The 23,044-nt window shown below is 53.7% G+C and carries 23 protein-coding genes; 9 read left to right on the top strand and 14 right to left on the bottom strand.

Going from position 1 to position 23,044, the window contains the following annotated elements; translation table 11 throughout:
- Together B2U47_RS10600 and B2U47_RS10595 are read left to right on the top strand one after the other, a co-directional pair.
- Nucleotides 1-1,119 carry a class I SAM-dependent methyltransferase gene (locus tag B2U47_RS10600; RefSeq protein WP_296676946.1) on the top strand — a complete coding sequence of 373 codons (1,119 nt, stop codon included), beginning with the start codon at nt 1-3 and terminating at the stop codon, nt 1,117-1,119.
- 33 nt (nt 1,120-1,152) lie between these two features.
- Nucleotides 1,153-1,980 carry an undecaprenyl-diphosphate phosphatase gene (locus B2U47_RS10595; protein ID WP_296676944.1) on the top strand — a complete coding sequence of 276 codons (828 nt, stop codon included), beginning with the start codon at nt 1,153-1,155 and terminating at the stop codon, nt 1,978-1,980.
- Here the strand turns inward: B2U47_RS10595 and B2U47_RS10590 are convergent.
- The 4 genes from B2U47_RS10590 to B2U47_RS10575 are packed head-to-tail and all read right to left on the bottom strand — an operon-like array spanning nt 1,961 to nt 6,700.
- Nucleotides 1,961-3,034: an acyltransferase family protein gene (locus tag B2U47_RS10590; RefSeq protein ID WP_296676941.1), complete on the bottom strand. Its 1,074-nt coding sequence runs from the start codon at nt 3,032-3,034 to the stop codon at nt 1,961-1,963. The two genes, B2U47_RS10595 and B2U47_RS10590, sit on opposite strands and share 20 nt — an antisense overlap.
- 5 nt (nt 3,035-3,039) lie before the next feature.
- On the bottom strand, nt 3,040-4,611 hold the full coding sequence (locus tag B2U47_RS10585) for a tRNA(Met) cytidine acetyltransferase TmcA (protein ID WP_296676938.1): 1,572 nt from the start codon (nt 4,609-4,611) through the stop codon (nt 3,040-3,042).
- 12 nt (nt 4,612-4,623) lie between these two features.
- The gene (locus B2U47_RS10580) at nt 4,624-4,962 is read right to left on the bottom strand and encodes a P-II family nitrogen regulator (protein WP_296676936.1); all 339 of its coding nucleotides are present in this window, start codon (nt 4,960-4,962) and stop codon (nt 4,624-4,626) included.
- Between the two features lie 10 nt (nt 4,963-4,972).
- Nucleotides 4,973-6,700: an NAD+ synthase gene (locus B2U47_RS10575; RefSeq protein WP_296683400.1), complete on the bottom strand. Its 1,728-nt coding sequence runs from the start codon at nt 6,698-6,700 to the stop codon at nt 4,973-4,975.
- A gap of 61 nt (nt 6,701-6,761) precedes the next feature.
- Between B2U47_RS10575 and B2U47_RS17270 the strand changes: the two genes are divergently transcribed.
- Genes B2U47_RS17270 through B2U47_RS10565 form a run of 3 tightly spaced genes read left to right on the top strand, consistent with a single transcriptional unit; the run spans nt 6,762 to nt 10,036 of the window.
- On the top strand, nt 6,762-7,004 hold the full coding sequence (locus B2U47_RS17270) for a PP0621 family protein (protein WP_366859896.1): 243 nt from the start codon (nt 6,762-6,764) through the stop codon (nt 7,002-7,004).
- Nucleotides 6,962-8,590, top strand: a complete 1,629-nt coding sequence (locus B2U47_RS10570) for a two-component system sensor histidine kinase NtrB (RefSeq protein WP_296678985.1) — start codon at nt 6,962-6,964, stop codon at nt 8,588-8,590. The genes B2U47_RS17270 and B2U47_RS10570 overlap by 43 nt, the downstream gene beginning before the upstream one ends.
- Before the next feature lie 21 nt (nt 8,591-8,611).
- Complete coding sequence (locus B2U47_RS10565; RefSeq protein WP_296678987.1) at nt 8,612-10,036, top strand: sigma-54-dependent transcriptional regulator; 1,425 nt, start codon at nt 8,612-8,614, stop codon at nt 10,034-10,036.
- Between the two features lie 9 nt (nt 10,037-10,045).
- On the opposite strand, the gene B2U47_RS10560 is transcribed toward B2U47_RS10565, so the two are convergent.
- On the bottom strand, nt 10,046-10,888 hold the full coding sequence (locus tag B2U47_RS10560) for a L,D-transpeptidase family protein (RefSeq protein ID WP_296678989.1): 843 nt from the start codon (nt 10,886-10,888) through the stop codon (nt 10,046-10,048).
- A gap of 132 nt (nt 10,889-11,020) precedes the next feature.
- Here B2U47_RS10560 and B2U47_RS10555 point away from each other — a divergent pair, with 132 nt between their 5' ends.
- On the top strand, nt 11,021-11,542 hold the full coding sequence (locus B2U47_RS10555) for an SPOR domain-containing protein (protein WP_296678992.1): 522 nt from the start codon (nt 11,021-11,023) through the stop codon (nt 11,540-11,542).
- A 2-nt stretch (nt 11,543-11,544) separates the two neighbouring features.
- Here the strand turns inward: B2U47_RS10555 and B2U47_RS10550 are convergent, their stop codons facing one another.
- The 4 genes from B2U47_RS10550 to rpoH all read right to left on the bottom strand — a co-directional run bounded on the left by B2U47_RS10550 (nt 11,545) and on the right by rpoH (nt 14,821).
- Entirely contained in the window at nt 11,545-12,030 is a 486-nt protein-coding gene (locus B2U47_RS10550) for a hypothetical protein (RefSeq protein ID WP_296678994.1), read from the bottom strand.
- On the bottom strand, nt 12,015-12,512 hold the full coding sequence (locus B2U47_RS10545) for a T6SS effector amidase Tae4 family protein (protein ID WP_296688353.1): 498 nt from the start codon (nt 12,510-12,512) through the stop codon (nt 12,015-12,017). The genes B2U47_RS10550 and B2U47_RS10545 overlap by 16 nt, the downstream gene beginning before the upstream one ends.
- Nucleotides 12,513-12,770: 258 nt before the next feature.
- Nucleotides 12,771-13,352 carry an HNH endonuclease gene (locus B2U47_RS10540; RefSeq protein ID WP_296678998.1) on the bottom strand — a complete coding sequence of 194 codons (582 nt, stop codon included), beginning with the start codon at nt 13,350-13,352 and terminating at the stop codon, nt 12,771-12,773.
- A 599-nt stretch (nt 13,353-13,951) separates the two neighbouring features.
- Nucleotides 13,952-14,821, bottom strand: a complete 870-nt coding sequence (gene rpoH, locus B2U47_RS10535; RefSeq protein ID WP_296679000.1) for an RNA polymerase sigma factor RpoH — start codon at nt 14,819-14,821, stop codon at nt 13,952-13,954.
- A 158-nt stretch (nt 14,822-14,979) separates the two neighbouring features.
- Here rpoH and B2U47_RS10530 point away from each other — a divergent pair, with 158 nt between their 5' ends.
- A complete protein-coding gene (locus tag B2U47_RS10530) occupies nt 14,980-17,025 on the top strand; it encodes a hypothetical protein (protein WP_296679002.1) in 2,046 nt (681 codons plus the stop codon).
- Between the two features lie 118 nt (nt 17,026-17,143).
- A complete protein-coding gene (locus B2U47_RS10525; RefSeq protein ID WP_296679005.1) occupies nt 17,144-17,401 on the top strand; it encodes a hypothetical protein in 258 nt (85 codons plus the stop codon).
- A gap of 54 nt (nt 17,402-17,455) precedes the next feature.
- Here the strand turns inward: B2U47_RS10525 and B2U47_RS10520 are convergent, their stop codons facing one another.
- From B2U47_RS10520 to B2U47_RS10505, 4 genes are all read right to left on the bottom strand, one after another.
- Nucleotides 17,456-18,076 (bottom strand): DoxX family protein, encoded by a 621-nt coding sequence (locus B2U47_RS10520; RefSeq protein WP_296679007.1) that lies wholly within the window; start codon nt 18,074-18,076, stop codon nt 17,456-17,458.
- Nucleotides 18,077-18,187: 111 nt separating this feature from the next.
- Entirely contained in the window at nt 18,188-20,074 is a 1,887-nt protein-coding gene (gene dxs / locus B2U47_RS10515) for a 1-deoxy-D-xylulose-5-phosphate synthase (RefSeq protein ID WP_296679009.1), read from the bottom strand.
- A gap of 64 nt (nt 20,075-20,138) precedes the next feature.
- A complete protein-coding gene (gene ispA / locus B2U47_RS10510; protein WP_296679010.1) occupies nt 20,139-21,032 on the bottom strand; it encodes a (2E,6E)-farnesyl diphosphate synthase in 894 nt (297 codons plus the stop codon).
- The gene (locus B2U47_RS10505; RefSeq protein WP_296679012.1) at nt 21,032-21,283 is read right to left on the bottom strand and encodes an exodeoxyribonuclease VII small subunit; all 252 of its coding nucleotides are present in this window, start codon (nt 21,281-21,283) and stop codon (nt 21,032-21,034) included. The genes ispA and B2U47_RS10505 overlap by 1 nt, the downstream gene beginning before the upstream one ends.
- A 167-nt stretch (nt 21,284-21,450) precedes the next feature.
- On the opposite strand from B2U47_RS10505, the gene B2U47_RS10500 reads away from it, so the two are divergent.
- Nucleotides 21,451-22,140, top strand: a complete 690-nt coding sequence (locus B2U47_RS10500; protein WP_296679014.1) for a DUF2914 domain-containing protein — start codon at nt 21,451-21,453, stop codon at nt 22,138-22,140.
- A 40-nt stretch (nt 22,141-22,180) separates the two neighbouring features.
- Here B2U47_RS10500 and zapD read toward each other — a convergent pair whose 3' ends face one another.
- The gene (zapD, locus tag B2U47_RS10495; protein ID WP_296679016.1) at nt 22,181-23,002 is read right to left on the bottom strand and encodes a cell division protein ZapD; all 822 of its coding nucleotides are present in this window, start codon (nt 23,000-23,002) and stop codon (nt 22,181-22,183) included.
- Nucleotides 23,003-23,044 lie beyond the last annotated feature (42 nt).

Below are 23,044 nucleotides of genomic sequence, written 5' to 3'. Positions count from 1 at the left end.
ATGCGCTTTACTGACACATTACCCACACCGCCAGCCGAGGCATTGGCACATAGCGCACAACTCGCAGAGCGCATCCGCAACGCGATTGAACGCAATGGCGGCAACATCCCCTTTCGCGAATTCATGCAAATGGCACTGTACGAGCCGGGTTTGGGCTACTACGTGGCGGGGCTGCGCAAGATCGGCAAGGAAGGTGATTTCATCACTGCCCCGGAAATTTCCTCGCTGTTTTCGCAATGCCTTGCCAACCAGTGTGCGCAGGTGTTGACGGAATTGGGTGGTGGCGACATCCTCGAACTGGGCGCGGGCAGCGGTGTGATGGCAGCGGATATACTTGCGCGACTGGAAAGTCTCGCTTGCCTGCCGGAACATTACTACATCCTCGATCTCAGCCCGGAATTGCGGGATCGCCAGCGGCAAACCTTGCAGACAAACGTACCGCATTTACTGGAACGGGTGGTATGGCTGGATGCCTTGCCTGCCGAACCGATGCGCGGGGTGATAGTGGGGAATGAGGTACTGGATGCAATGCCGGTGGAATTGTTTACACTGGTGAATGGGGAACGGATTATCCGACAGGTGGAAATCCAGGGCGATGGGTTTGGATTGGTCGAGGTGGCAGGTGATTACACCTCTGAATTCAACCCCAATCTCCCCGGCTGGCTAGGCAGCATGGCAGATGTACTGAAAGCTGGAATCCTGCTGCTGATCGACTACGGTTACGAACAAGCTGATTACTACCACCCCGACCGCAGTCAAGGCACACTGATTTGCCATTACCAGCACCGTGTCCACAACAACCCGCTGTGGTATCCCGGCCTTCAGGACATTACTGCCAGTGTGGATTTCACTGCCGTTGCCGAGGCAGGCGCAGATAACGGTTTGGAACTGGCGGGATACACAACACAAGCCGCATTTCTCGCCAGCAGCGGGCTGGAGGAACTGTTCATGACCGCGTTGAACACCTACCCTGCCAATCAGTACAAACTGGCTCAACAGGTGCGCACTCTTAGCCTTCCGTCGGAAATGGGCGACCGTTTCAAGGTAATAGCCCTCAGCAAGGGATTTACGCCCGATCTCGTGGGCTTTAGACTTGCTGATCAGCGACATCGCCTATAATCCATCCACCAAAATACACATCAAAGGACTGCTATGGATTTTCTTTTGCTTCTCAAAGCCGCCGTCATGGGTCTCGTCGAGGGCGCAACCGAGTTTTTGCCTGTTTCCAGTACCGGACACCTGATTCTGGCTGGCGACCTGATGAATTTCATGGATCACGACAAACGTGGTGTATTTGAAGTTGCCATCCAGTTAGGTGCGATTCTTGCTGTGGTATGGGAATACCGTACCCGTTTCGTCAGCACCTTTACTGGCATCGGGCGTGACCCGATAGCCAACCGCCTGATCATCAATCTGGCGATTGCGTTCCTGCCGCTGGCGATTCTGGGGCTGATTTTCGGCGATGTGATCAAGGAATACCTATTCAAGCCTGTGCCGGTAGCGATTGCCTTTATCGTTGGTGGATTCATCATCCTGTGGGCAGAACGCCGCCAGCATACCGTGACCATCGCAACGGTGGACGACATCAAGCCGCTGGATGCGCTGAAACTGGGGCTGGCGCAAGCGGTAGCACTGATTCCGGGCACTTCGCGTTCCGGGGCAACCATTATCGGCGGGCTGTTCTTTGGCCTATCACGCAAGGCGGCGGCGGAATTTTCGTTTTTCCTTGCCGTACCGACGCTGGGGATTGCTTCCGTCTACTCGATGTACAAGGCGCGTGACCTGCTGAGCATGGACGATCTGGGAGCATGGATTGTCGGTTTCATCTTTTCCTTCATCAGCGCGATGGTGGCGGTACGAGCCTTGATCCGCTACGTGAGCAATCACGACTTCACCATTTTCGCCTGGTACCGGATTGCGTTTGGTGTCATTGTGCTGATTACGGCCTACACCGGGCTGGTCAACTGGACGGTGCATTGAGCGGCTGCGGGGGCTTGGAAGTCAGCCATTCCAGCCCCCGCCGCATTACCTTGCCCAGCGGAATTTCCAGATAACGGTAGGTAAAGTGCGAATACACCACCGTGACAGCTAGGGTCATGCCCAAAATGAGCGGCTTTTCCCAGTTCCAGTGGTAGGTCAGAGAAAAATGGCGCACCAGCATCAGTACCAGCAAATGATTCAGATAAACCGAGTAGGAAATTTCCCCCAGCCAGGACAATTTGCGCAGAGCGCGTGACAACCAACCTTGTTCAAACGCAAACAGTGCCACCATCAACAAGGCGAAATACGGCACGAACACATCCATGCCCATAGACGCACCCGTTCTACTCGACAGGATGCCTGCCAATACCAGTACACACAGCGTTTCCAGCCAACCGGCATAACGCTCCACCCGCCAGTCATCCCGGTAAAACAGGTATACCCGATAGGACAAAATTCCCAGCAGGAACGAAGCCATCCCGCGCAGCAACCCGGAATTGAGGAAACCGAAATAATTGTCCGCCTGGGTATTCAGATGCCCGTGCTGGATGAACAACACCAGTATGCCCAGCGTCCCCAGCAAAAACAGGATGCCGCTGCGGGTCTGGCGGGTAATCAGGAAAATGAAGGCGATATTGACCCAGAATTCCACCGATACCGACCAACTGGGGTAATTCCAGGTCAGCCCGTGCGGGTTAAGGCCGATATTGTGGGTCATCGTCAGGTTCTGGATGAAGGTAAACAGGGTTCCATCGGGAAAATCCGGCATTGTCCAGTACATCAGCCAATGTACCATCGTAAACATCAGCAAGGTGTACAAATGCAACGGATACAGCCGCGCAATACGGTGGTTGATGAATGCCAGCGGAGTAGAAGGTTTGTCGCTGTACAAATAGCGGTGCGAAAGGATGAAACCACTGAGGACGAGAAAAAAATCCACTGCCAGATAAGCCATGCCACCGTAAACATGGAAATACAACACCCATAACGCGGCCAAACCGCGCAAGGCATCCAGTGCCAGAAACCGCTGGCTGCCCGCTGAAACCTGTTCCAAACTCATCACCTGTTGAATAATGCTGTTGCCCTGGCAGTTAGCGCTTTGATCTGTACCACGGAACGGCTACCACTGGCGGTATCCTTGCGATGCCCGACCCGGGCGACTACAAAACCGGCACGTTCCCAGAAACGCACCAGTTCCGGGGTCATGGCATAACTGACACCCATGTAATCAGCCCCACCTTGGGTGGCAAATCCTAACAGATGTTTCAATAATTGCGCACCTAATCCGTGGTTTTGCCGGTCGGGATGCACGGCAATGCGCATCACCCTTTCGCACACCAGTTGTGCTGCCTGCGGAATTTTGGCATGGAACGTCAGTGTTTGCGGAATGGGATGTCCGTGGGGGCGGCGTGTTCCAGCATGGATGGCAGCGGTCAGGTCGGCATCAATGCCGCCTTCGCGGGACAGCAGGGCAACCGCCACGATGATGCCTTGCTGTTCGAGGATATGGATGGAAATGTTGGGGGCATCCAGCATCTGCCGCAAGTCAGATGGGCGGGTCTGGTAGTGGGCAGTGACGAGCAGGCCGAACAGTTGGCGCAGTAGGGGTTCGTTTTGGGCGAGGTTGTCACGGTTTAACTGGCGGTACTCCGCACGCTCCCCCCCATCCCCAGCCCTTCCCCCGCAAGGGGGGCAGGGGGCAAGATCGACATCCAGCAGCAGTGCTTGGTTGATGAAGTGTTCGAGAGGATCGTTTTCAGGCCAGCGGATGGGCTGGTGCAGGCGGATGGATTGCCAGCCGGGAGCCAGCGTGTCGAGTTGTTTCTGGAAGCGCAGGACGAAGCCGCGTCCGCTGCCTTCGTAGCCATGTAAAGTCGTGGAAAACACGCAGCGGGGATAGTGTTGCAGCATTTGCAGCAGCAAGGGAACCGGGATGGCAGCCGCCTCATCGACCATCAGCACGTCTGCTTTGGGCAAGGTTTGCAGTAAATCATCGGGGGCGAAAAATGCGGGTGGGTTTGCCGCGTGTTTGAACACGGACTCAACCGTGGCGCGAGAAGGTGCGGTCAGCATCACCCGTTTGCCTTGCCCAATCAACTGACTGGCAGCCATACCCAGCGCCGCCGATTTGCCACGTCCCCGGTCAGCCGTTAGCACAACCGGCACTTCGGATTGGATGATGGTAATAACGGCGTCTTGCTGGAGAAATCCCCCCCTTTGCAAAAGGGGGGCTAGGGGGGATTTCTCTTCCAGCATCCCCACCAACCTCTGCAAAAACAGCCCTTCCACATCTCCCGCCTGATACGGGTATGGCAAAAACCGTCGGTAATCCGGGTCTGGATACTGTGCCCATGCGTCCAGCGGTGGAGTCAGCAAATACAGCGTTCCACCACCCCGCAAGGTTCCGCTGACCGCCGCAAAGGCATTCACATCAAAGCCGCTGTGGGCATCAAACACCAGTGCGCCCGTTTCCTGCCCCAGTAGGGTATGGGCTTTGTTGGCAGGCAACGCCCCCGCGATACCGGGAGCCGTTGTGATCCAGACAGCCGGAACATCAGCAGGCAACAACGCGGCAGACCGTTGCAGGCATTCGCCTTGCGCCCCGCACACCAGTTCCAGCCTGCGTGGCAAGGGGTTCAAAACTTAAACGGCGTCGCGCCCGTTTTCGCCGGTACGGATACGGATAACCTGTTCAACCGGCAGCACGAAAATCTTACCATCACCGATCTTGCCCGTATGCGCGGCTTTCTGGATAACTTCGATGGCACGATCCAGGTCTTCTTCCTTGACCACGATTTCCAGTTTCACTTTGGGCAGGAAATCCACCACATATTCTGCACCACGGTACAGCTCGGTATGCCCTTTCTGCCGCCCGAAACCTTTGACTTCGGTAGCCGTCATGCCGGTAACACCAATTTCGGTCAATGCCTCACGCACGTCATCCAGTTTAAACGGTTTGATGATGGCCTGAATCAGTTTCATACTCGCTCCTTTAATGGGGTTTCAAGGGTAAATGTTTGCGCCAGGCAGAAGTAATCGGGTAACGCCAGTCCTTGCCAAAACCGCGCCCACTAATGCGTACACCGGGTGCTGCCTGCCGCCGTTTGTATTCGCTCAATAATACCAGATTCACCACGCGGCGAACCGTAGCTTCCTCAAATCCGGCTGCCACAATGTCTTCCAGCGCCGAATCTTCTTCAATGAAACGGTGCAAAATCGCATCCAGCACCGGGTAAGGCGGCAAGGAATCCTGATCCACCTGCCCCGGCGCAAGCTCTGCCGAGGGCGGACGTTCAATGACCCGTTGTGGAATTGCCTGCCCCAAGGTATTGCGGTATTCCGCCAAGGCATACACCCGCATCTTGTACACATCTTTCAGCGGGGAAAATGCGCCCGCCATATCGCCATACAAGGTCGCATACCCAACCGCACTTTCGCTCTTGTTGCTGGTGGACAGCAGCAAACTGCCCAACTTGTTGGAAAGCGACATCAGCAACACACCACGAATCCGCGCCTGCAAGTTCTGCTCGGTCACATCTACCGGCTTGCCTGCAAATTCTGGCGTCAACAGGTGCATAAAATTGTCATAAATATCGACTATCGGCAACTGCCGATAACGCACACCCAGCCATTCCGCCTGCTGTTTGGCATCTTCCACACTCATGCCGGAGGTGTAATGGAATGGCATCATCACTGCTTCCACATTTTCCGCCCCCAGCGCATCCACCGCCAATGCCAACACCAGCGCGGAGTCTATACCACCGGAAAGCCCCAACAGCACGCGCGAAAAGCCGTTTTTACGCACATAGTCACGGATGCCAGTGGTCAGGGCACGGTAGATGAGGGGAGAATCCCTCACCCCCAGCCCCTCTCCCTCAAGGGGAGAGGGGAGCGAAGAGAGTGATGTGTCTTGTTCCCCCTCGCCCCTTGAGGGACGACCCTGCAAGGGGCTGGGTGCGGGGGTTAGGGGGTGAGGGGTAATTTCCCAATCCCTTACAAACACCCCTTCCGCAAATGCTTCCGCCCGAAACACGATATGCCCTGCTGCGTCCACCAGCATGGAATCACCGTCGAACACCAGTTCATCCTGCCCACCGACCAGATTGATGTAGGCCAGCGGTACAGCATTACTGGCAGCCTGGCGTTGCAACAATTGTGTGCGTTGCGCCTGTTTTTCGGTACTGAACGGGGAGGCATTCAACACACACAAGACTTCTGCGCCCGCACTTACTGCTGCCCGTGCCGGGGCGTCTTCCCAGATGTCTTCACAAATCAGGATGCCGAGTTTGACACCCGCCACCTCAACCACTAGCGACTGATTTCCTTGTGTGAAATAGCGCTTTTCGTCGAAAACCCGATAATTGGGCAGGCATTGCTTGGCGTATTCCGCCACCACCTGCCCGTCACGCAGCACACAGGCCATATTACGCAATACCCCGTCGCGCCGCAGCGGTGCTCCGAGGATAGCGGTAATACCGTGGGTAACAGTGGCGGCTTCTGCCACATCTGCCTGCATCTGGGCGAGAAAATCGGGGCGGAACAGCAAGTCTTCCGGCGGGTAGCCTGCCAGCACCAGTTCGGGAAACACGATTAGGTCAGCCTGTTGCTCCTGGGCTTGCCGGATGGCGGCCTTGACCTGGCTCAGGTTGTTGCCCACATCCCCAACGCACACATTCAATTGAGCCAATGCAATGCGTAATGTCTGATTTTTCTTTTGCACGGTGTCATAAAACTGTATTGTTACCAGTCAAAGACTATACCTGAAAAGGGTGGCGTGCATCATGTCCCGTATTCTTTTTATCTTCGTTTTGCTGGTAGTCGGGTTTCTACTGTTAAAATCTTGGCAACGCAGGCAAAATCTGTCAAAACAACATAAACAATCGTCCGGGCAAATCGAAAAAAATACCCGCATGGTTCGCTGCCTGTACTGCGACCTGCATGTCCCGGAAGTTGAAGCCGTTTCTCAGGGGGGGAAACACTTTTGCAGTCTGGAGCACGCGAAACTTCATTTGACGAAAAATTAGTCCCAGTCTTCCTGCACGAAGACCCGTGGAACCTACTGCGCCTGTACCACGTGTACCGCCTGACATTGGCAGGAGCACTGTTGGTGGCATTAGTACTGGAATATGGCAATGTCCGGCTTGGGCAATACGATCATGCCCTGTTTACCTGGTTGACCGGCACTTACCTGATCATGGCAGTCCTCAGCAATCTGGCATCCTACTTTCAGTGGCCGGATTTGCCGGTACAAACCCTATTCTTCGTCTTGCTAGACATCGCCCTGCTACTGGGGCTGATCTATGCCAGCGGCGGTATTGAGGCCGGGTTCGGCGTGTTGTTGCTGATTCCGGTGCTGATTCCCCATCTAGGGCATCCGGGGCATGTGTCGTTAATGCTGGCTGCCATGACCGGGCTTGCCACCATCGCCATGCAGGTATGGCTGCAATCCAAAGGCATCTCCGGGCAAAGCGGCGTCATGCACAGTGGCCTGATAGCCCTGTTCATCATGTTGATCGGTTGGGCCAGCAACCGCTGGATACGCAAAGCCAGCGCGATGGCTTCTCTGGCCAAACGCCGGGGGGTAGACCTTGCCAACCTATCACAGCTTAACCAGTCGATTCTCGATAAACTGGAAGCAGGCATTCTGGTGGTGGAAGGTTCCGGCTCCATCCGCCACATGAACCAGACCGCATGGGACATGCTGGGGCAACCAGGCAACTGGCGCAGCAAACCACTGGAACAGTTCGCCCCAGAACTCGACCATCACCTGCAACACTGGCTGCATAAACTCAGCCCGCGCATTGGCAGTTTCGACATCCGCCACCAGAACACCACCGAATTGCGGGCACGGTTCTCGCAACTGGGAACCCAGTCGCGCCGTGCCACCATGATCAATCTGGAAGATACTTCGGAACAGCGCACCAAGTTGCAAAGCGCCAAACTGGCTTCCCTCGGGCAACTGACTGCCAGCATTGCCCATGAAATCCGTAACCCGCTGGGGGCAATCAGTCATGCTGCGCAATTGCTAGGTGAATCCCCCAATCTGGACAAAGCCGATTTGCGCCTGCTCCAGATCATCCAATCCAATGCGCGGCGCATGAACCTGACTATTGAAAGCGTCCTCAATCTGTCGCGCAAGAAAAACCCCAACCGTGAACGGCTGGCACTGAAACTGTGGCTGCATGAATTCCGCAAGGATTTCCTCCTGCAAAACAAGTTACGCGAAGATCAGGTATCACTGTTCATCGAACCGGCGGATACCGTGATCGAATTCGACCCAGCGCATTTGCATCAGGTCATCTGGAACCTGTGCCGCAATGCCCTCAAATACGCCCACGAAGACCCTACCAGATTGCAACTGGATATTCAGGGCGGCAACCCGACCCATACCCGCGACATCATGCTCAACATTATTGATAACGGGCGAGGCATGAGCGAAGAACAGCGCCAGCGCCTGTTTGAACCATTTTTCACTACCAGCACCCAAGGAACCGGGCTGGGTCTGTTCATGTCGCGTGAACTCTGCCTAACCAACGGAGCCAGTCTGGAATATCTGGCATTACCGACTGGCGGTAGCTGCTTTCGTATCGTGTTTGCCCATCATCAATAAAGAACAAGAACAACCAATATCATGACCGAACAAACTGTACTCATCATCGACGACGAACCTGACATCCGCGAATTACTGGAAATCACCCTGTTGCGCATGGGGCTGGATACCGTCACGGCAGGTGATGTGCAAGGCGCTCTGGAAAAAATCGAAAAATACCAGCCCAACCTGTGCCTGACCGACATGAAACTGCCGGATGGCAATGGCATTGACATTGTGCGTTACCTGCAAAAGAACTACCCGCACATTCCAGTTGCCGTCATCACTGCGTTTGGCAGCATGGATACCGCTGTGGCAGCCCTCAAGGCGGGAGCTTACGATTTCGTCTCCAAACCTGTCGACCTGCCCAAACTGCGTGAACTGATCCAGACTGCGCTGAAACTGTCAGCAGGCAAAGGCCGCCAAACCAATGACCACGCGGATGAGGCTGAACCTGATCACAGTAGCGGCATTCTTGGTCATTCCCCAGCCATGCAGCAGCTCAAGTCTACCATTAACAAACTCGCCCGCAGCCAGGCTCCTGTGTATATCCACGGAGAATCCGGCAGCGGCAAGGAATTGGTCGCCCACCAGATCCATCTGCAAGGCTCCCGCCTCAAAGCGCCATTCGTGCCAGTCAACTGTGGCGCCATTCCTGAAAACCTGATGGAAAGCGAATTTTTTGGGCACAAGAAAGGCAGCTTTACCGGTGCTGTCGCTGACAAGCAGGGCTTGTTTCAGGCAGCTCACCGGGGAACCCTGTTTCTGGACGAAGTGGCTGACCTGCCACTGACCATGCAAGTCAAACTACTGCGAGCCATTCAGGAAGGTGCAATCAAACCCGTGGGTGGGCTGGAAGAAATTCCGGTGGATGTGCGTATCCTCAGCGCCACCCACAAAAGCCTGGAGCACGAGGTAGCGGCTGGGCGCTTCCGCCAGGATTTGTATTACCGCCTGAATGTGATCAAGCTGAAAGTGCCGCCGTTGCGTGAACGGCAAGACGACATCCTGTTGCTGGCTGATTTCTTTCTGCACAAGATTGCTGAACGCTGGCAAATGCCCCCCATCCGCCTTTCTCCGGTAGCACGGGCAGAACTGGCAGCTTACGCTTTTCCTGGCAATGTGCGTGAACTGGAAAATATCCTGGAACGCGCCAGCACCCTGTGCGATAACAACACCATCCAGCCGGATGACTTGCAGTTGCCGGGCATGAGCGGCGAATCAGCTCCTGAATTGTTGGTGAAACCTGCGCCTGTCATTCAGGCCGTAACTTCACCTGTCGCCCACGTACCTGAGCCGGAAAAACTACCTGCATGGAACCCGGTGGATGAAGACGCCGAACGCGACCTGATCCTGCGTGCGCTTGACCAGACCCGTTGGAACCGCACCAAAGCGGCAGAAGTGCTGGGCATGACCTTCCGCCAATTGCGTTACCGGATTCAGAAATATGGGCTGGATGAAGGCTAGGTATCTGGATTATGGCTGAATATAAACCAACGTATCCACCGACACCCGCCCAAACAGATCCATGATTTCGTCATTCGCCATCCGAATACAGCCGTGTGACGCCCGCTTGCCCAGATTGCCTTCCTTGTTAGTTCCGTGGAAGTAAATCATGCGGTTGAAGGTATCCACATTGCCGCCTTTGTTTTTGCCCGGTTCCAGCCCATCTAGCCGCAAGATGCGTGACAATACCAGTGCCTTGACGCTGTATTCCGGTCGGGTGTAAATCTTTGCCACCCGCCCGGTATCAGTCAATTTCTCGAAAATCGCACCGCGTTTGGCATTCTTGCCAATTTTGGTACTGATACGATGCGCCCCCGGCGGGGTTTTTTCGCTTTCGGCCTGCGCCCCCAGCCCTTTGGCAGCGGTAGAAATGACATAGCTGCGCACCAGTTCCCCGCTGTCGTACCAGTACATGCGCTGCTCGCTGTCGTCCACCAGAAAAACGCCGTTGGCATAATACGCAGGGTATTTGACCTGCAAATTTGTCAGTACTGCTGTATGGTCAGGCAAATGACTAGCTGAACCCGCTGAGGATTTAAGGAAGCCACCGAATACATAACCCCGCCCCCCTGCATAACTGATTTCTGCCCACTGCCCACTACGCCCACCAATGGTTTGCACTGCACCGACGAATCGGGCTACCTGCACTTCTGCATTGCGCCCCAAGCTACCCAGCGAAGCGCCATTAGCGGCTGGCGCACTGCGTACCGTCAGGCTGGTCTCAACATCCACCCAGTAAGTTCCTGGCGTGCTCGCCCAAACGACCGCTGTGGACAGGCAGAACCAGCAGATAATCATTAACAGTTTTTTCATGGCAATTTTCCCGTTTATTATGGTTCACTAACCTTTAGTGCAAAAAAGCCTTTCATGCTGAAAAATTCATGTTTTCGTCCAGCAGGCTTTTTGTCTATAGTCATGGAACAACAAAACACCAAAGAGGTTGGAGTGAACAGATCGGGTCAAGCTGCAACATCATCCTTGCGTCGGCAACGTGGTTTCGTGTTCAAACTTATCCATTCCCTGCTGATTGTAGCAGGCGTGGTGATGCTGGTCGTACTGTACAAGACCGGCAAGCTGTCTGAATTTGTTCAAAAAGCGCGAACAGTGATCAGCAATGGTGTGCAGCCATCCGCAGGCAAAGGGGGCAATTACACACAGGTCAGCCGTCAGGAAGAATACGCGCCAGTCACACGCCCTAATGAGGACAACCAGTACACCGAAAGCGGGCGTTATGCCGTGCAGGTTGCCGCCGGGTATGACTCCCGCCAGTTGTACATGTGGCGGGATGATTTGGCACGCGCCGGATATGATGCCTACCTGATCAGTCTCAACACCTCACGTGGGATGATGTTCAAGCTGCGGGTGGGGGCATACACTGACAGGATGGATGCTGAAGCCATGCGCGACCGCCTCAGCAGGCGCTTTCCCACCAATTTCGGCGACAGTTTCGTTGTGCATGGCGACTGACATCAGCGCTTGTCGAACAGGCCATACTGAAAATTCTGCAAACCCTGATCAGCACAATACACGCTACCCTGCATGATATAAGTAGAAAGCCTGACAGCGCTGCCTTCCACAATCAGCCCCTGCACTTCCTGACCACAACGCGGCTTGCTGGTGGGCGTGCCAACTACCGCCACAATCCGCGATGCCTTGCTTTGCTGAAACACCTGCACATCCTGCCGACCCGGTGCTTTGACGAAATGGCAAGGTGCTGTTGGTTTGAGCCATGCTTCCGGTGCAGCCTTGCCAACCTGAAGCCTGCACCCGCCTTGTTCATCCCACAACACCAGCGAAATTCCGGCAACGCTTGCCTGATCGGTAATGTACTTTGACGCAACCGGGCGTTCCGGCAATGGCAAAGACTGCTGCTCCGGCGTTTTCTCACCACAAGCCGACAGTGACAACACCAACACCAGCCAGACCTGTGGCATTTTTTTCAATGAACCGGCCAAAACCAGACCTCCTCGGCACGCTCAAAATAATCCAGTGAGCCATCAGCCAAACCCGGCCCTTCCAGCAGGGGGTCAAGTTCGCGGCGAATGATGCCGGTTCCGTCCCACAAATCTATGTGATCGCCCTGATTGCCTGCTCCCCAGAAATTGTGGAAACAGACGAAACCGGTACGCCCCTTGAATGCCCCCCAACTGACATTGCTGCGGATTTCCACCCGACCGAAACGTTCTGGATGGCTACGCATCCACTCTGACAACTCCCTCGCCCGCAAGGTATGCCCCTTGTGCCCCCGATACCAGCAGGTTGCCCGGTCATAACCGTGCAGCAAATCACTGCGCAGCAAACAGGTCCCCATCAGAATCGCGCACTGGTTCTCGAAATGCGGAAGACCATCGTGACTGCGGCAGGGAAACGTTTCCCCCTCACTAGCGGTAGGATGATTCTGCCACAAGCGGCGAAAACCCAGAGTAGGGCCTTCCATAGGCAATGCTCCGCCTTGTGGTGGCATACTGGGGGATGGCACTGATCCGGCAACAGGTGGAGGAACAGGTATAACAGGTGGCAATTCCGTTGGCGGAACGGGTGTTACCGGGGGTAGCGGGGCTGGTGGTGATGCTGGTCTTCTGAACCTCGACCAGAACCGGCTCCAGAATGAATTTGAGGCAGGCATGTCATTCTCCTTGCTGAAGTTGCCTAGGACTATAGGCAAAAACACCCAGACTGGCCTGAAAAAAGCACCTTACGAGCAACGATCACGCAATTTGCTGGTGCGTGGAAAATGCGCACTGAGGAATTCCATCTGATCAGCCAGAATATTGCGTCCTTGCAGGAAAATGTATTCCGCATACGTGGGCTGGAACGGCACTGCCAACAAAGGCATGTGCGCCTGCTCCGGGGTACGCCCACCCTTGCGGCTGTTGCAATGTTTACAGGCAGTCACCACGTTCGTCCACACATCGCGCCCGCCCTGTACCAGCGGGTGTACGTGGTCACGGGACAAATTCCGTTCCATAAAATGCTCACCGCAATACAGACAGATATGGTTATCCCGCCGGAACAGCAGGGAATTGTTCAAGGGCGGTACATAAGCTGCGTGCAACTGCTGCTTGCTGCCATAGGTGGCAATAATGGAATTGAGGAGAATGGCGCTGCGTGCGCCCGTTTTGGCATTGAATCCGCCATGAATGGCGAGAATGGGAGTCCCGCAAGTGTAAGCCACCTGTTCCGAATAGTAAAGTTTGACTGCCGTCTGGAAATGAATCCATTCCAACGGCATCCCGCTTACATCAGTACGCAGGATCAGTTGGTTCAAGCTGATCATACAGTCATGATTGCAGATTCCTGACATAAATCAAGTATTCAGGAAATCTTTCACCAGACTGTCATGAATCACTACAAATTATTGAGCCAGATCAAGTTTCTTTAGCAGGAGTTCGGGCAAACTGCGTCTACTGATTATCAAGAACTGAATGAGGAATAGGATATGTTGAGCTTTGATTACGGTTTGCCTTTTGCAATTATCATTGCCATGATCGTGTTTGCTTGGTTCAGTTTCTTCTCTGTTGTTTTCTCCGGCTAAGCGGTCAGACTCTCCTCCTCTGCTCCTAACCGCTGGCGATGCAAGGCCACCCCTACCAGATACTGGCGGGGTGGTTTTGTCTCTAACGTTCATTAGCACTGCCTGATCTTGTCAGGGAGGGTATATTCTTTTATGCTCTCGCCATATTCACAAGATCAAGAGGTATATAGCGTATGTTGAGCTGGGATTTTGGCATTCCGATGCTGTTGGTAATTGGCATGATTGTTTTTGCTTGGTTTAGCTTTCTGTCAGTCGCATTTTTCGGCTAAACAGCAGCAAGTCTCACTAAAAAGGCCGCATTAGCGGCCTTTTTTATAGGGATATTTACTATCTCGTCAGCCTCAGGCCGGATCAAGCACTGCCAGACGCAGCTTGTTGACAGCGGCATTTTCCAGTTGGCGGATACGCTCAGCAGATACACTGTATTTTTCTGCCAGTTCATGCAGCGTTGCCTTCTCTTCCACCAACCAGCGGCTGGCGAGAATATCACGGCTGCGGCTATCCAGACTTGCCAGCGCAGCGTGGAAACGTTTGCGGGTAAAGGTATCCCACTCTTCCATTTCCAGCGTTTCTGCCGGGTCAGCCGCTTCTGCCATCAGGTACTGGCTAGGCGCAAAACTACTGGAGTCCTCATCATCCTGCTCAGAATCCAGATCGAAAGCCACATCATGTGCGCTCATGCGCTTTTCCATTTCCAGCACTTCGGCGGTACTAACACCCAGATCGTCCGCCATGGCCTGCGCCTCTTCCTGATTCAGCCAACCGTGGCGTTGCTTGTTGCTACGCAGGTTGAAAAACAGTTTGCGCTGCGCTTTGGTCGTTGCCACCTTGACGATTTTCCAGTTACGCAGGATGAATTCGTGGATTTCAGCCTTAATCCAGTGCACAGCAAAAGAAATCAGACGTACATTCATGTCCGGCTCAAAACGCTTGACGGCTTTCATCAGCCCAACATTACCTTCCTGCACTAAATCACCCAGCGGCAAACCATAACCACTGTAACCCCGTGCGACTTTCACCACAAAGCGCAGGTTATGCAGAATCAGGCGGCGGGCAGCTTCCAAGTCGCCTTCATATTTCAAACGCTCAGCCAGTTCACGCTCTTCCTCGGCTTCCAGTACGGGAATGGCATGAATCGCATGGATGTAACTCTCCAGATTGCCGACCGGAACTGGCAGCGTCTGTCCTCTGAGCATCAATGCGTTGGTCATGGGTAGTCTCCTCGATTCGCTATGGTGTTATGTTAGCACTCATTACTTTAGAGTGCTAATAACCTGTTTGGTTTCAGTTATTCTGTCGGTTCACGCTAGGTTATTTTTAGCATATTATATTGGCGAGTAGCGTGTAACCCGATAAACAGATAATAATAATGAATCGCGAAGAACAGACTCTCGTCGAAAAGATAGAAGGCAACCGCTTCCTGACTGCCGCAGACCGGCAACTGTTGATTGATCGCTGGAAAGACGCTCATGAGCGCCAGCAAACAGCAGAAACAGCCTTGCGCGAACTCAACCAGAGCATCCTGACCAAGGAACAATTGGTTCAAACCCTAGAAAAATCCCTGCTCGACCGTGACCAGCATCTGGAACGGAAAGAACGCCTGCTGCACGAAAAAGAACAAATGCTGCAAAACAGCCAGCAGAACACCCTGTCCCGTGACCAGCACATCCAGCTACTGGAACAAGCACTTCAGGAAAAGGAAACCTCCCTGCGTGAACGCGACCAGCTTATTCGCGAGCTGGAAAAACGTTCACGCGAAATCGAAAACTTCATCCACCAGAAAGAAAAATTCATTCTGGAGCGTGAAGACCAGATCAACATGCGCAACCGCCGTCTGGAAGAAAAAGACAACCACATCGGCAAACGTGACCGCGAAATCGATAACCGCGACAAACAAATCAGCAAGCGTGATACCAGTATCCAGGAACTCAGCCAACAACTGGACGAACTCAACCGCTGGATTCGAGAACAACAACAACGCATTCACACACAAGAACAGTCGTTGGCAGAACGTAACCGCCAACTGACAGAACGTGACCGCCAGATCAAGGAACGCGACCAGCAAATCCACCACCGCGACCAGCGCTTGCGTGATATTGACAAAATGCTGCAACGCCGCGATGAAGCCATTCTGGAAAAAGACCAGCAACTACGCCTGCGTGACTCACTGGTACGTCGTAAAATCGACCAGATCAGCCTGCGCAACGAACAGCTTGCTGAACAAACCCGCTTGTTACACGAAAAGGAACACATTGCCCAAGAACGTGAACAAGCACTGCTGGAACAAACCCGCCAGTTGGCAAGCAAAGATCAACAGCTCAGCTTGCGTGACCAGAGCCTTGCCGAACGTGAACACCATCTGCAACGCCGTGATGACCAGATTGCTGCCCAGTTCCTGCAACTTCAGGAACGCGACCAGGAAATCCAGAGCCGCGACCAGCTCATCACCACCTTGCAGGAACATATCCTCAAGCAGGATGCCTCCCTGCAAACCCAGCAACAACAGATTGCAACCCACCACCAGCAGGTTGCCGATCTCGAAACCCTGCTACAAGCCAAGGAACAACACCTTGCCGGGCAACTACGCCTGTTGGCTGACAAAGACACGCTCTTGCTGGAAAAAGACCAACTGATCCAGCAACAGGCACAAAACCTGCAAGATTCCACCCAGCAACTGCTGGAACGTGACAGCCTGCTGCAAAACCGTGACCAGCAATTGCAGGAACAGGACAAACTGCTGGCAGAACGCGAACAGCGCCTGCTGGAGCGTGAAGACGAAATCCAGATACGTGAAGCCCAACTGGCAGAACGCGAACGCCAGCATCAGAACCGTGATAACCTGCTGTTGCAGCACATCGAATCATTAACCAGCTTTACCCAGACCCAGCAGGCGCAGGAAGCGGAACGCAACGCTCTCAACCAAACCCTCAACCAGCGTGAACAGGGCATCCAGCAGCGCGAAACCCATCTGGCAACACGCGAACGCCAACACGTTGAGCAGGAACAACGCCTGCAAACCTATATCGAAACCCTGACCCGGTTAGCCAATGAATATCAGGCTCAGGAAAGCAACCGCAAAGCCTTTGAAACGGCCTTGGCAGAACGCGAAACACGTCTGACAGAACGGGAATCCACCCTCGCTGCCCGTGAACGCGATTACACCAGCAAAGAAACCCACCTCCAGCAGCACCTGGAAAAACTGACCAAATTGACTAGCACACAGCAGCACCAGGACAATGAACGAGAAAGTATCGAGCAAAAACTGCAACAGCGCGACAAGGTGATCGGTCTGAAAGACACCATCATTGCCCAGCTCAACCAGCAATTGCTGCACAAGGAAAAAGCCCTGCAAACCCGTGATGCCATGCTACAAAAACTGGGGCAACAATTACGGGTTTACAGTGCCACTGGCTAGGCGACCACCACAGGAATATTAGAGAAAACCAATATACCATTGATAAACGTCAATTACCTTGCAATTACTGACGGTTGATAATGACGGATTCCCTCAACAAGCCGCAAGGCAGGTAAATATGACTGAAAAAACTGTCACGCGCTTCATGTACGCACTCATTATCGTCGGCTTGAGCATCAGCGCATTTGGTGTCGGTCTGGTGATTTTCACGGATATTGTGACCGGACAAGGTGTCAACGGCATTGCCACTGTCGCAGGGCTGATTGCTGGAGGGCTGTTTCTGTCCATTCCCGCCAAAATCTACCTGACCTTGCAACTGATGAAACGCAACGATGAAAAAGTCAGAGAACGACGCGAACGTGGTGAAATTCGCTAAACAAAAAAGGCTGCCAAGGCAGCCTTTTTACTGATGGATTAGCAGCCTGACTGCTTATTTGATGCCAGGTTCATCGGTTGCATCAATCTCGAAAGGATCCTGTTTGACTGCTGCCTTGTTGTCGATACGTTGCATGAAACTGCGGTAGATATACCAGTCCAGACTGAACCAGCGACCCGCTCCCATGAAAAACAACGCCAGCAGCATGATGAAGTAAACCAGATACACTTCGGTCAGGTTGTTGGTCATGTTGGTATAACCATGGCTCATCACCAGTTGCTGCATGGTATTGAGGAAACCGGCCTCGCCCATCGACAACAGCCCCAGTACCACCACTACAAACATCAGCGCCAGAACCACCCAGCGTACTGCGAAACCCAGCACCAGCAGAATGGCAGCAGCAATCTCGATGGAACCTAGCAGGATTACCAAGGTTTCAGCTCCCATCCCGGAAAACAGAGTATTGCTCATGGAAGCAACGCTTTGCTGGAAGGCTTCCGTATTGACCCAGGTCAACGGGTTATAAATGACGAAATCGGAGCTGGAAAACAAACCCAGACGTTTCACTCCCGAAATCCAGAACATTGGAGCCAGAAACAGGCGGATAGCCAATGGTGCCAGAAAATCGAAAATACGCATCCATTCAAGGCTGAAAAAGCCGACCAGAAACTTCATGGAAAAACTCCTTGGAATTTAAAATACTACTGGAACCGCGCAAGTATAGCCGATCCCTGCAACATTGCCGTGTTTGGGCGTATTGTGGCACAGGATACGGGGTTAAATCCATCATCCCACCCTGACAGATGACAACGCTGGTACGGCATACATCTGGGTTTTGGCTACATTGCTTGCCCGGACACGCCGGACAATACCGGCAGCATCCAGTCCACAGGCGGCGAGCTGCTCTTCGCGCTGGGCATGGTCAATATAACGGTCGGGCAACCCCAGATTCAACACCGCCACATCCAGCCCTGTTTCATTAAGGTATTCACTGACCGCACTACCAGCCCCGCCCATCACTGCATTGTCTTCCAGTGTCACCAGCAAATCATGGGTTTGCACCAGCTCCCGAATCATGGCCTGATCCAGCGGCTTGACGAAACGCATGTTGACCAAGGTTGCATCCAGCTCTTCTGCCGCAGCCTGCGCTTCCAGCAACAGGGAGCCAAACAGCAGAATGGCAACGGAATGCCCAGTGCGCAGTTTCACCGCCTTGCCCAGCGGAATTTCCTGCATGACGGCTTGTGGCTCTATCCCGATGCCCTTGCCACGCGGATAACGGACTGCCGTTGGGCAATCCAGCCGGAATGCGGTATACAACATCTGGCGGCATTCATCCTCATCAGCCGGTGCCATGATCACCATGTTGGGCACACAGCGCAGATAAGACAAATCGTAATTGCCGGAATGGGTCGGCCCATCCGCCCCCACCAGCCCGGCACGGTCAATGGCAAACACCACCGGCAGGTTCTGGATGGCAACATCGTGTAGCAACTGGTCATAAGCCCGTTGCAGGAAAGTAGAATAAATCGCCACTACCGGCTTCAGACCCTCACAAGCCAGCCCTGCGGCCAGCGTTACGGCGTGCTGCTCGGCAATACCCACATCAAAATAGCGTTGCGGGAAACGCTCGGAAAATTCCACCAGACCGGAACCTTCACGCATGGCAGGCGTAATACCCACCAAACGTTCATCTTGCGCAGCCATGTCACACAACCATTGCCCAAATACCTGGGTATAGCTGGGGGTGGATTTCTTGCCGCTGGCAACCAGCCCGGTTTGCAGGTTAAAAGGTGTTACCCCATGATAGGTACAGGGATCTTCCTCGGCTGGCTCATAACCTTTGCCTTTTTGCGTCAGCACGTGCAGCAAACGCGGCCCTTTGATCTGTTTGAGGTTGTGCAATACATGCACCAACTCCTCCACATCATGCCCATCAATTGGCCCGTAATACTTGAAGCCCATTTCCTCGAACAGCGTACCGGGCAACACCATGCCTTTCATGTGTTCTTCGGTCAGTTTCACCAGTTTGGACAGCGATTTGCTGTGTGACAGGGCTTTCTTGCCGCTTTCGCGCATGGTTGAATACATACGCCCGGACAGCAAGCGGGTCAGGTATTTGCGCAAGGCTCCCACATTGGGTGAAATCGACATTTCATTATCGTTCAACACCACAATCAGGTTGGCATCCAGATCACCTGCGTGATTGAGGGCTTCATAAGCCATCCCGGCGGTCATCGCACCATCACCAATAATGGCGATGGAATGGAAATCCTCACCCTTTTGCTGGGCAGCCAAAGCCATGCCCAATGCAGCACTGATAGAGGTACTGGAATGCCCCACCCCGAAGGTGTCATATTCACTTTCACAACGCTTGGGGAAGCCCGACAGCCCCGCTTTCTGGCGAATGCCACTCATCTGCCCACGCCGTCCGGTCAGAACCTTGTGAGGGTATGCCTGATGCCCAACATCCCACACCAACTTGTCTCGTGGAGTGTCGAAAGCGTAATGCAACGCCACCGTCAGCTCGACTGTCCCCAGATTGGACGAGAAATGGCCTCCGCCAGTGGAAACGGAATTCAGCAAAAATTCGCGCAGTTCAGCGCACAGCGCCGGTAGCGCTTCAAGTTCCAGCCGACGCAAATCGGCGGGGGAATGGATTGTATCAAGCACGTTGGCTAACCCCTAATCATCAAACCGTCAATATGGGTACTGTGGCTGGGTGTCTGTTTTTTATTTATCGTATGCGTTTAACCGTGAATTCAGCAATTTCGCGTAGCAATTTCGCGGAATCCCCCAAGGATGCCAAAGCATTCAGGGCTTCGTCATACAAATCCTGCAATTTGGCTTTGGATGCAGCCATGCCGATGATGGAAGGATAAGTCGGCTTGCCTGCCGCCTCATCTGCCCCACGGGTTTTGCCCAGCGTTTGGGTATCGCTTTCCACATCCAGAATGTCGTCCTGCACCTGGAAGGCCAAGCCAATGCATTTGGCAAAGTGATCCAGTTGCTGCAAGCGCAGGGCATCCATCGCCTCCACGCTGTAAGCTGCCAACATGACACTAGCGCGGATCAAGGCACCCGTCTTGTGGATATGCATGTTTTCCAGCTCCAGTTCGCTCAGTGGCTTGCCGACAGCAGCAAGGTCGATGGCCTGACCACCCACCATCCCGCGTGAACCGGCAGCCTGCCCTAGGTGCTCAATCATTCGCAACCGTTGAGCAGGAGAAGCTTTCAGGCGCGGATGCAGCGCTAGAATCTGGAAAGCCAGCGCTTGCAAGCCATCCCCGACCAGAATGGCGGTCGCTTCGTCAAACGCCTTGTGACAAGTGGGTTTACCACGCCGCAGGTCATCATCGTCCATGGCTGGCAAATCATCATGTACCAGTGAGTACACGTGAATCAGCTCAATGGCGGCGGCGGGAATATCCAGATGCTCCAACGGAATTCCCAACGCATCCCCGGTAGCATAGACCAGCAAGGGACGCATCCGTTTGCCACCATTCAGTACCGAATAGCGCATAGCCTCATGCAAACGCACAGGATGGGTACTTGCCGGAGGTAATACATCATCCAGTACCGCTTCAATCCGGTCTTGCCAGGCTTGCAGGCGGGTATGTACATTTAGCATCAGGCTTCCCTCTGTGGCGGGAAATCACGCTCCTGACCATCAGTACTCAACAGTTTCACACGTTGCTCTGCAACCTTGAGTACATCCTGACAGATACGGGTCAATTGCACGCCGCGCTCGAATTCACGCAAGGAATCCTCCAGCGACAAATCACCGCTTTCCATGCGTTGTACCAGAGCTTCCAGCTCAGCCATCGCTGTCTCGAAATCCGGCAGTGGCGCTACCGCATCACCTGATTGTTTTCTAGGCATTATTAAACCTGTCTTGCTACACGGCAAAAGAGTTAGTAAAGCGTAACTTGACCTCAGGGGCAAGCATTGCGGGCAATCTTCAGGGAACCTGAAGGAAATAAACCTGCCTAATGGCTTTGGATTACACTAATAGCCAACAATCTGATTATGAAGGGAGACTTGAATACATGCCAAACATCCAGATGAGCATCAGCGCCGGTTTGCTGCTGACCGTGCTAACAACAACCCTCCACGCCGAAACTTTTGAACACGGCTCCATCATCACCCCTCCTCCGGCGAGTACCAACCCGGCTCCGACCACGCCTGCCCCGGTAACACCAACGCCAGGTATTCTCAGTCAGCCAGCCGTCACCCGTTCTGCATTCACCAGCGCCATTAGCGGGCGTGAGCCGGTTGACCAACTCAGCCGCATCAGTGCGGGGCAGCAGATGTACTATTTTACCGAGCTGACCGGCTTGCAGGGGCACGTCATTACCCACAAATGGGAACGCAATGGCGCATTCCAGCTTGGTCTGCAATTCCCGGTGGAAGGTAGCCCTTGGCGGGTACATTCCAGCAAAAGCATTGCTCCCAACCTGCCAGGAACATGGACAGTGACCGTACAAAATGATGACGGCAGCATTCTTAAGCAGGAATCCTTGCAGGTTGAGCCAGTCATGCCTAGCGCCGAACCACCAACCATTCCTGCGCCTGCACAACCGTTGACACCGATTCCGCCAGCATTGCAGAAACCGCCTGTCAACCCGGCGCCCGCACCAGAAACACCCAATCCAGACACAAAGCCGCCCGTAACAGGTACACCCTCGTGGGAATCACCTGCCAAAACCGATAAACCGATTTGGGAAACATTACGCTAAGGGTGAAACCCCTTCCGTCTGCGGGCAGAAGGGGTTTACGTCAGAAACTGCACAAAGCCAAGGTGAAAGGAATATCCTTGCTGATCTGCTTGCCACGATCCGCCAGCATGTCGGCATTGACGAAACGCAGGGTAAAGCGCTGTTTGCCTGCACTGATTTCAGGGTAATAATCCACCGTGTCAGGCAATTCTACCCGCATCATTTGATAAGGTTTGCGTCCTTCCAAGGTTGACTGGTAGAAACCCTCCTTGCCCACTTCCTCGCGCCGCTCACAAAACTCACGCATCAGGTTAAGAATGTCGGTAGCGGCAGCCTTGGCTGTGACATAAGGAGCCACCCATTCCTGCAAATCTTCCAGACGCACAGACAATATCTGCGCCTGCCAATAATTAAACAAGGGAATATCAAATCCGTTGATACCGCCAGGCAAGGTGGAACGCTGACGCAGACTATTGAAAAACATGTGATTCTTTAGATGCTGCCCCAACTGTCCACGTTGCTGGTAGAGCACATCACTGTGGTGGTTGAGTTTTTCCAGCACCCGATCTAGGCGGGCAGTATCAGCAGTTTCTTCACGCATCAACATGCGGGTGGACTGACCGATCCGGTCAATTTCCTTGAGGATTTCACTTTTAATATCAAGACGAGCCGACAGATTATACAAATCCAGCAATAGGTGTAATGCCGCTACGGTATCTTCCGGCATGGGTTCACCGGACACATGGTACTCAAAACGCCCCATCAGCAGCTCAAGACGCAGCAAAAGGCGAATCTTTTCATTCAGCGGTTGCTCATAACTGATCATGTGCTGCCTTGAAAGTTGGCGAATCTGCTCGCCCACCAATTGATTATAGATAACCATAAGATACCCTAGAAGCGGGGTTGTTTCGTGTTTATACCAAAA

Source organism: Thiothrix sp. UBA5583, from assembly GCA_002425225.1.
In the GTDB taxonomy this organism is placed as follows: Bacteria; Pseudomonadota; Gammaproteobacteria; order Thiotrichales; family Thiotrichaceae; genus Thiothrix; species Thiothrix moscowensis.
Note: the sequence above shows the minus strand (reverse complement) of the source record. Positions and strands in the feature narration are given on the sequence as shown.

Bases quoted from the DNA above. Each gene is read 5' to 3' on its own strand.
- B2U47_RS10600 (WP_296676946.1), top strand. From the start codon at position 1: ATGCGCTTTACTGACACATTACCCACACCGCCAGCCGAGGCATTGGCA.
- B2U47_RS10595 (WP_296676944.1), top strand. From the start codon at position 1,153: ATGGATTTTCTTTTGCTTCTCAAAGCCGCCGTCATGGGTCTCGTCGAG.
- B2U47_RS10580 (WP_296676936.1), bottom strand. From the start codon at position 4,962: ATGAAACTGATTCAGGCCATCATCAAACCGTTTAAACTGGATGACGTG.
- B2U47_RS17270 (WP_366859896.1), top strand. From the start codon at position 6,762: ATGTCCCGTATTCTTTTTATCTTCGTTTTGCTGGTAGTCGGGTTTCTA.
- B2U47_RS10565 (WP_296678987.1), top strand. From the start codon at position 8,612: ATGACCGAACAAACTGTACTCATCATCGACGACGAACCTGACATCCGC.
- B2U47_RS10560 (WP_296678989.1), bottom strand. From the start codon at position 10,888: ATGAAAAAACTGTTAATGATTATCTGCTGGTTCTGCCTGTCCACAGCG.
- B2U47_RS10545 (WP_296688353.1), bottom strand. From the start codon at position 12,512: ATGGAAGGCCCTACTCTGGGTTTTCGCCGCTTGTGGCAGAATCATCCT.
- B2U47_RS10540 (WP_296678998.1), bottom strand. From the start codon at position 13,352: ATGATCAGCTTGAACCAACTGATCCTGCGTACTGATGTAAGCGGGATG.
- rpoH (WP_296679000.1), bottom strand. From the start codon at position 14,821: ATGACCAACGCATTGATGCTCAGAGGACAGACGCTGCCAGTTCCGGTC.
- B2U47_RS10530 (WP_296679002.1), top strand. From the start codon at position 14,980: ATGAATCGCGAAGAACAGACTCTCGTCGAAAAGATAGAAGGCAACCGC.
- B2U47_RS10525 (WP_296679005.1), top strand. From the start codon at position 17,144: ATGACTGAAAAAACTGTCACGCGCTTCATGTACGCACTCATTATCGTC.
- B2U47_RS10520 (WP_296679007.1), bottom strand. From the start codon at position 18,076: ATGAAGTTTCTGGTCGGCTTTTTCAGCCTTGAATGGATGCGTATTTTC.
- ispA (WP_296679010.1), bottom strand. From the start codon at position 21,032: ATGCTAAATGTACATACCCGCCTGCAAGCCTGGCAAGACCGGATTGAA.
- B2U47_RS10505 (WP_296679012.1), bottom strand. From the start codon at position 21,283: ATGCCTAGAAAACAATCAGGTGATGCGGTAGCGCCACTGCCGGATTTC.
- B2U47_RS10500 (WP_296679014.1), top strand. From the start codon at position 21,451: ATGCCAAACATCCAGATGAGCATCAGCGCCGGTTTGCTGCTGACCGTG.
- zapD (WP_296679016.1), bottom strand. From the start codon at position 23,002: ATGGTTATCTATAATCAATTGGTGGGCGAGCAGATTCGCCAACTTTCA.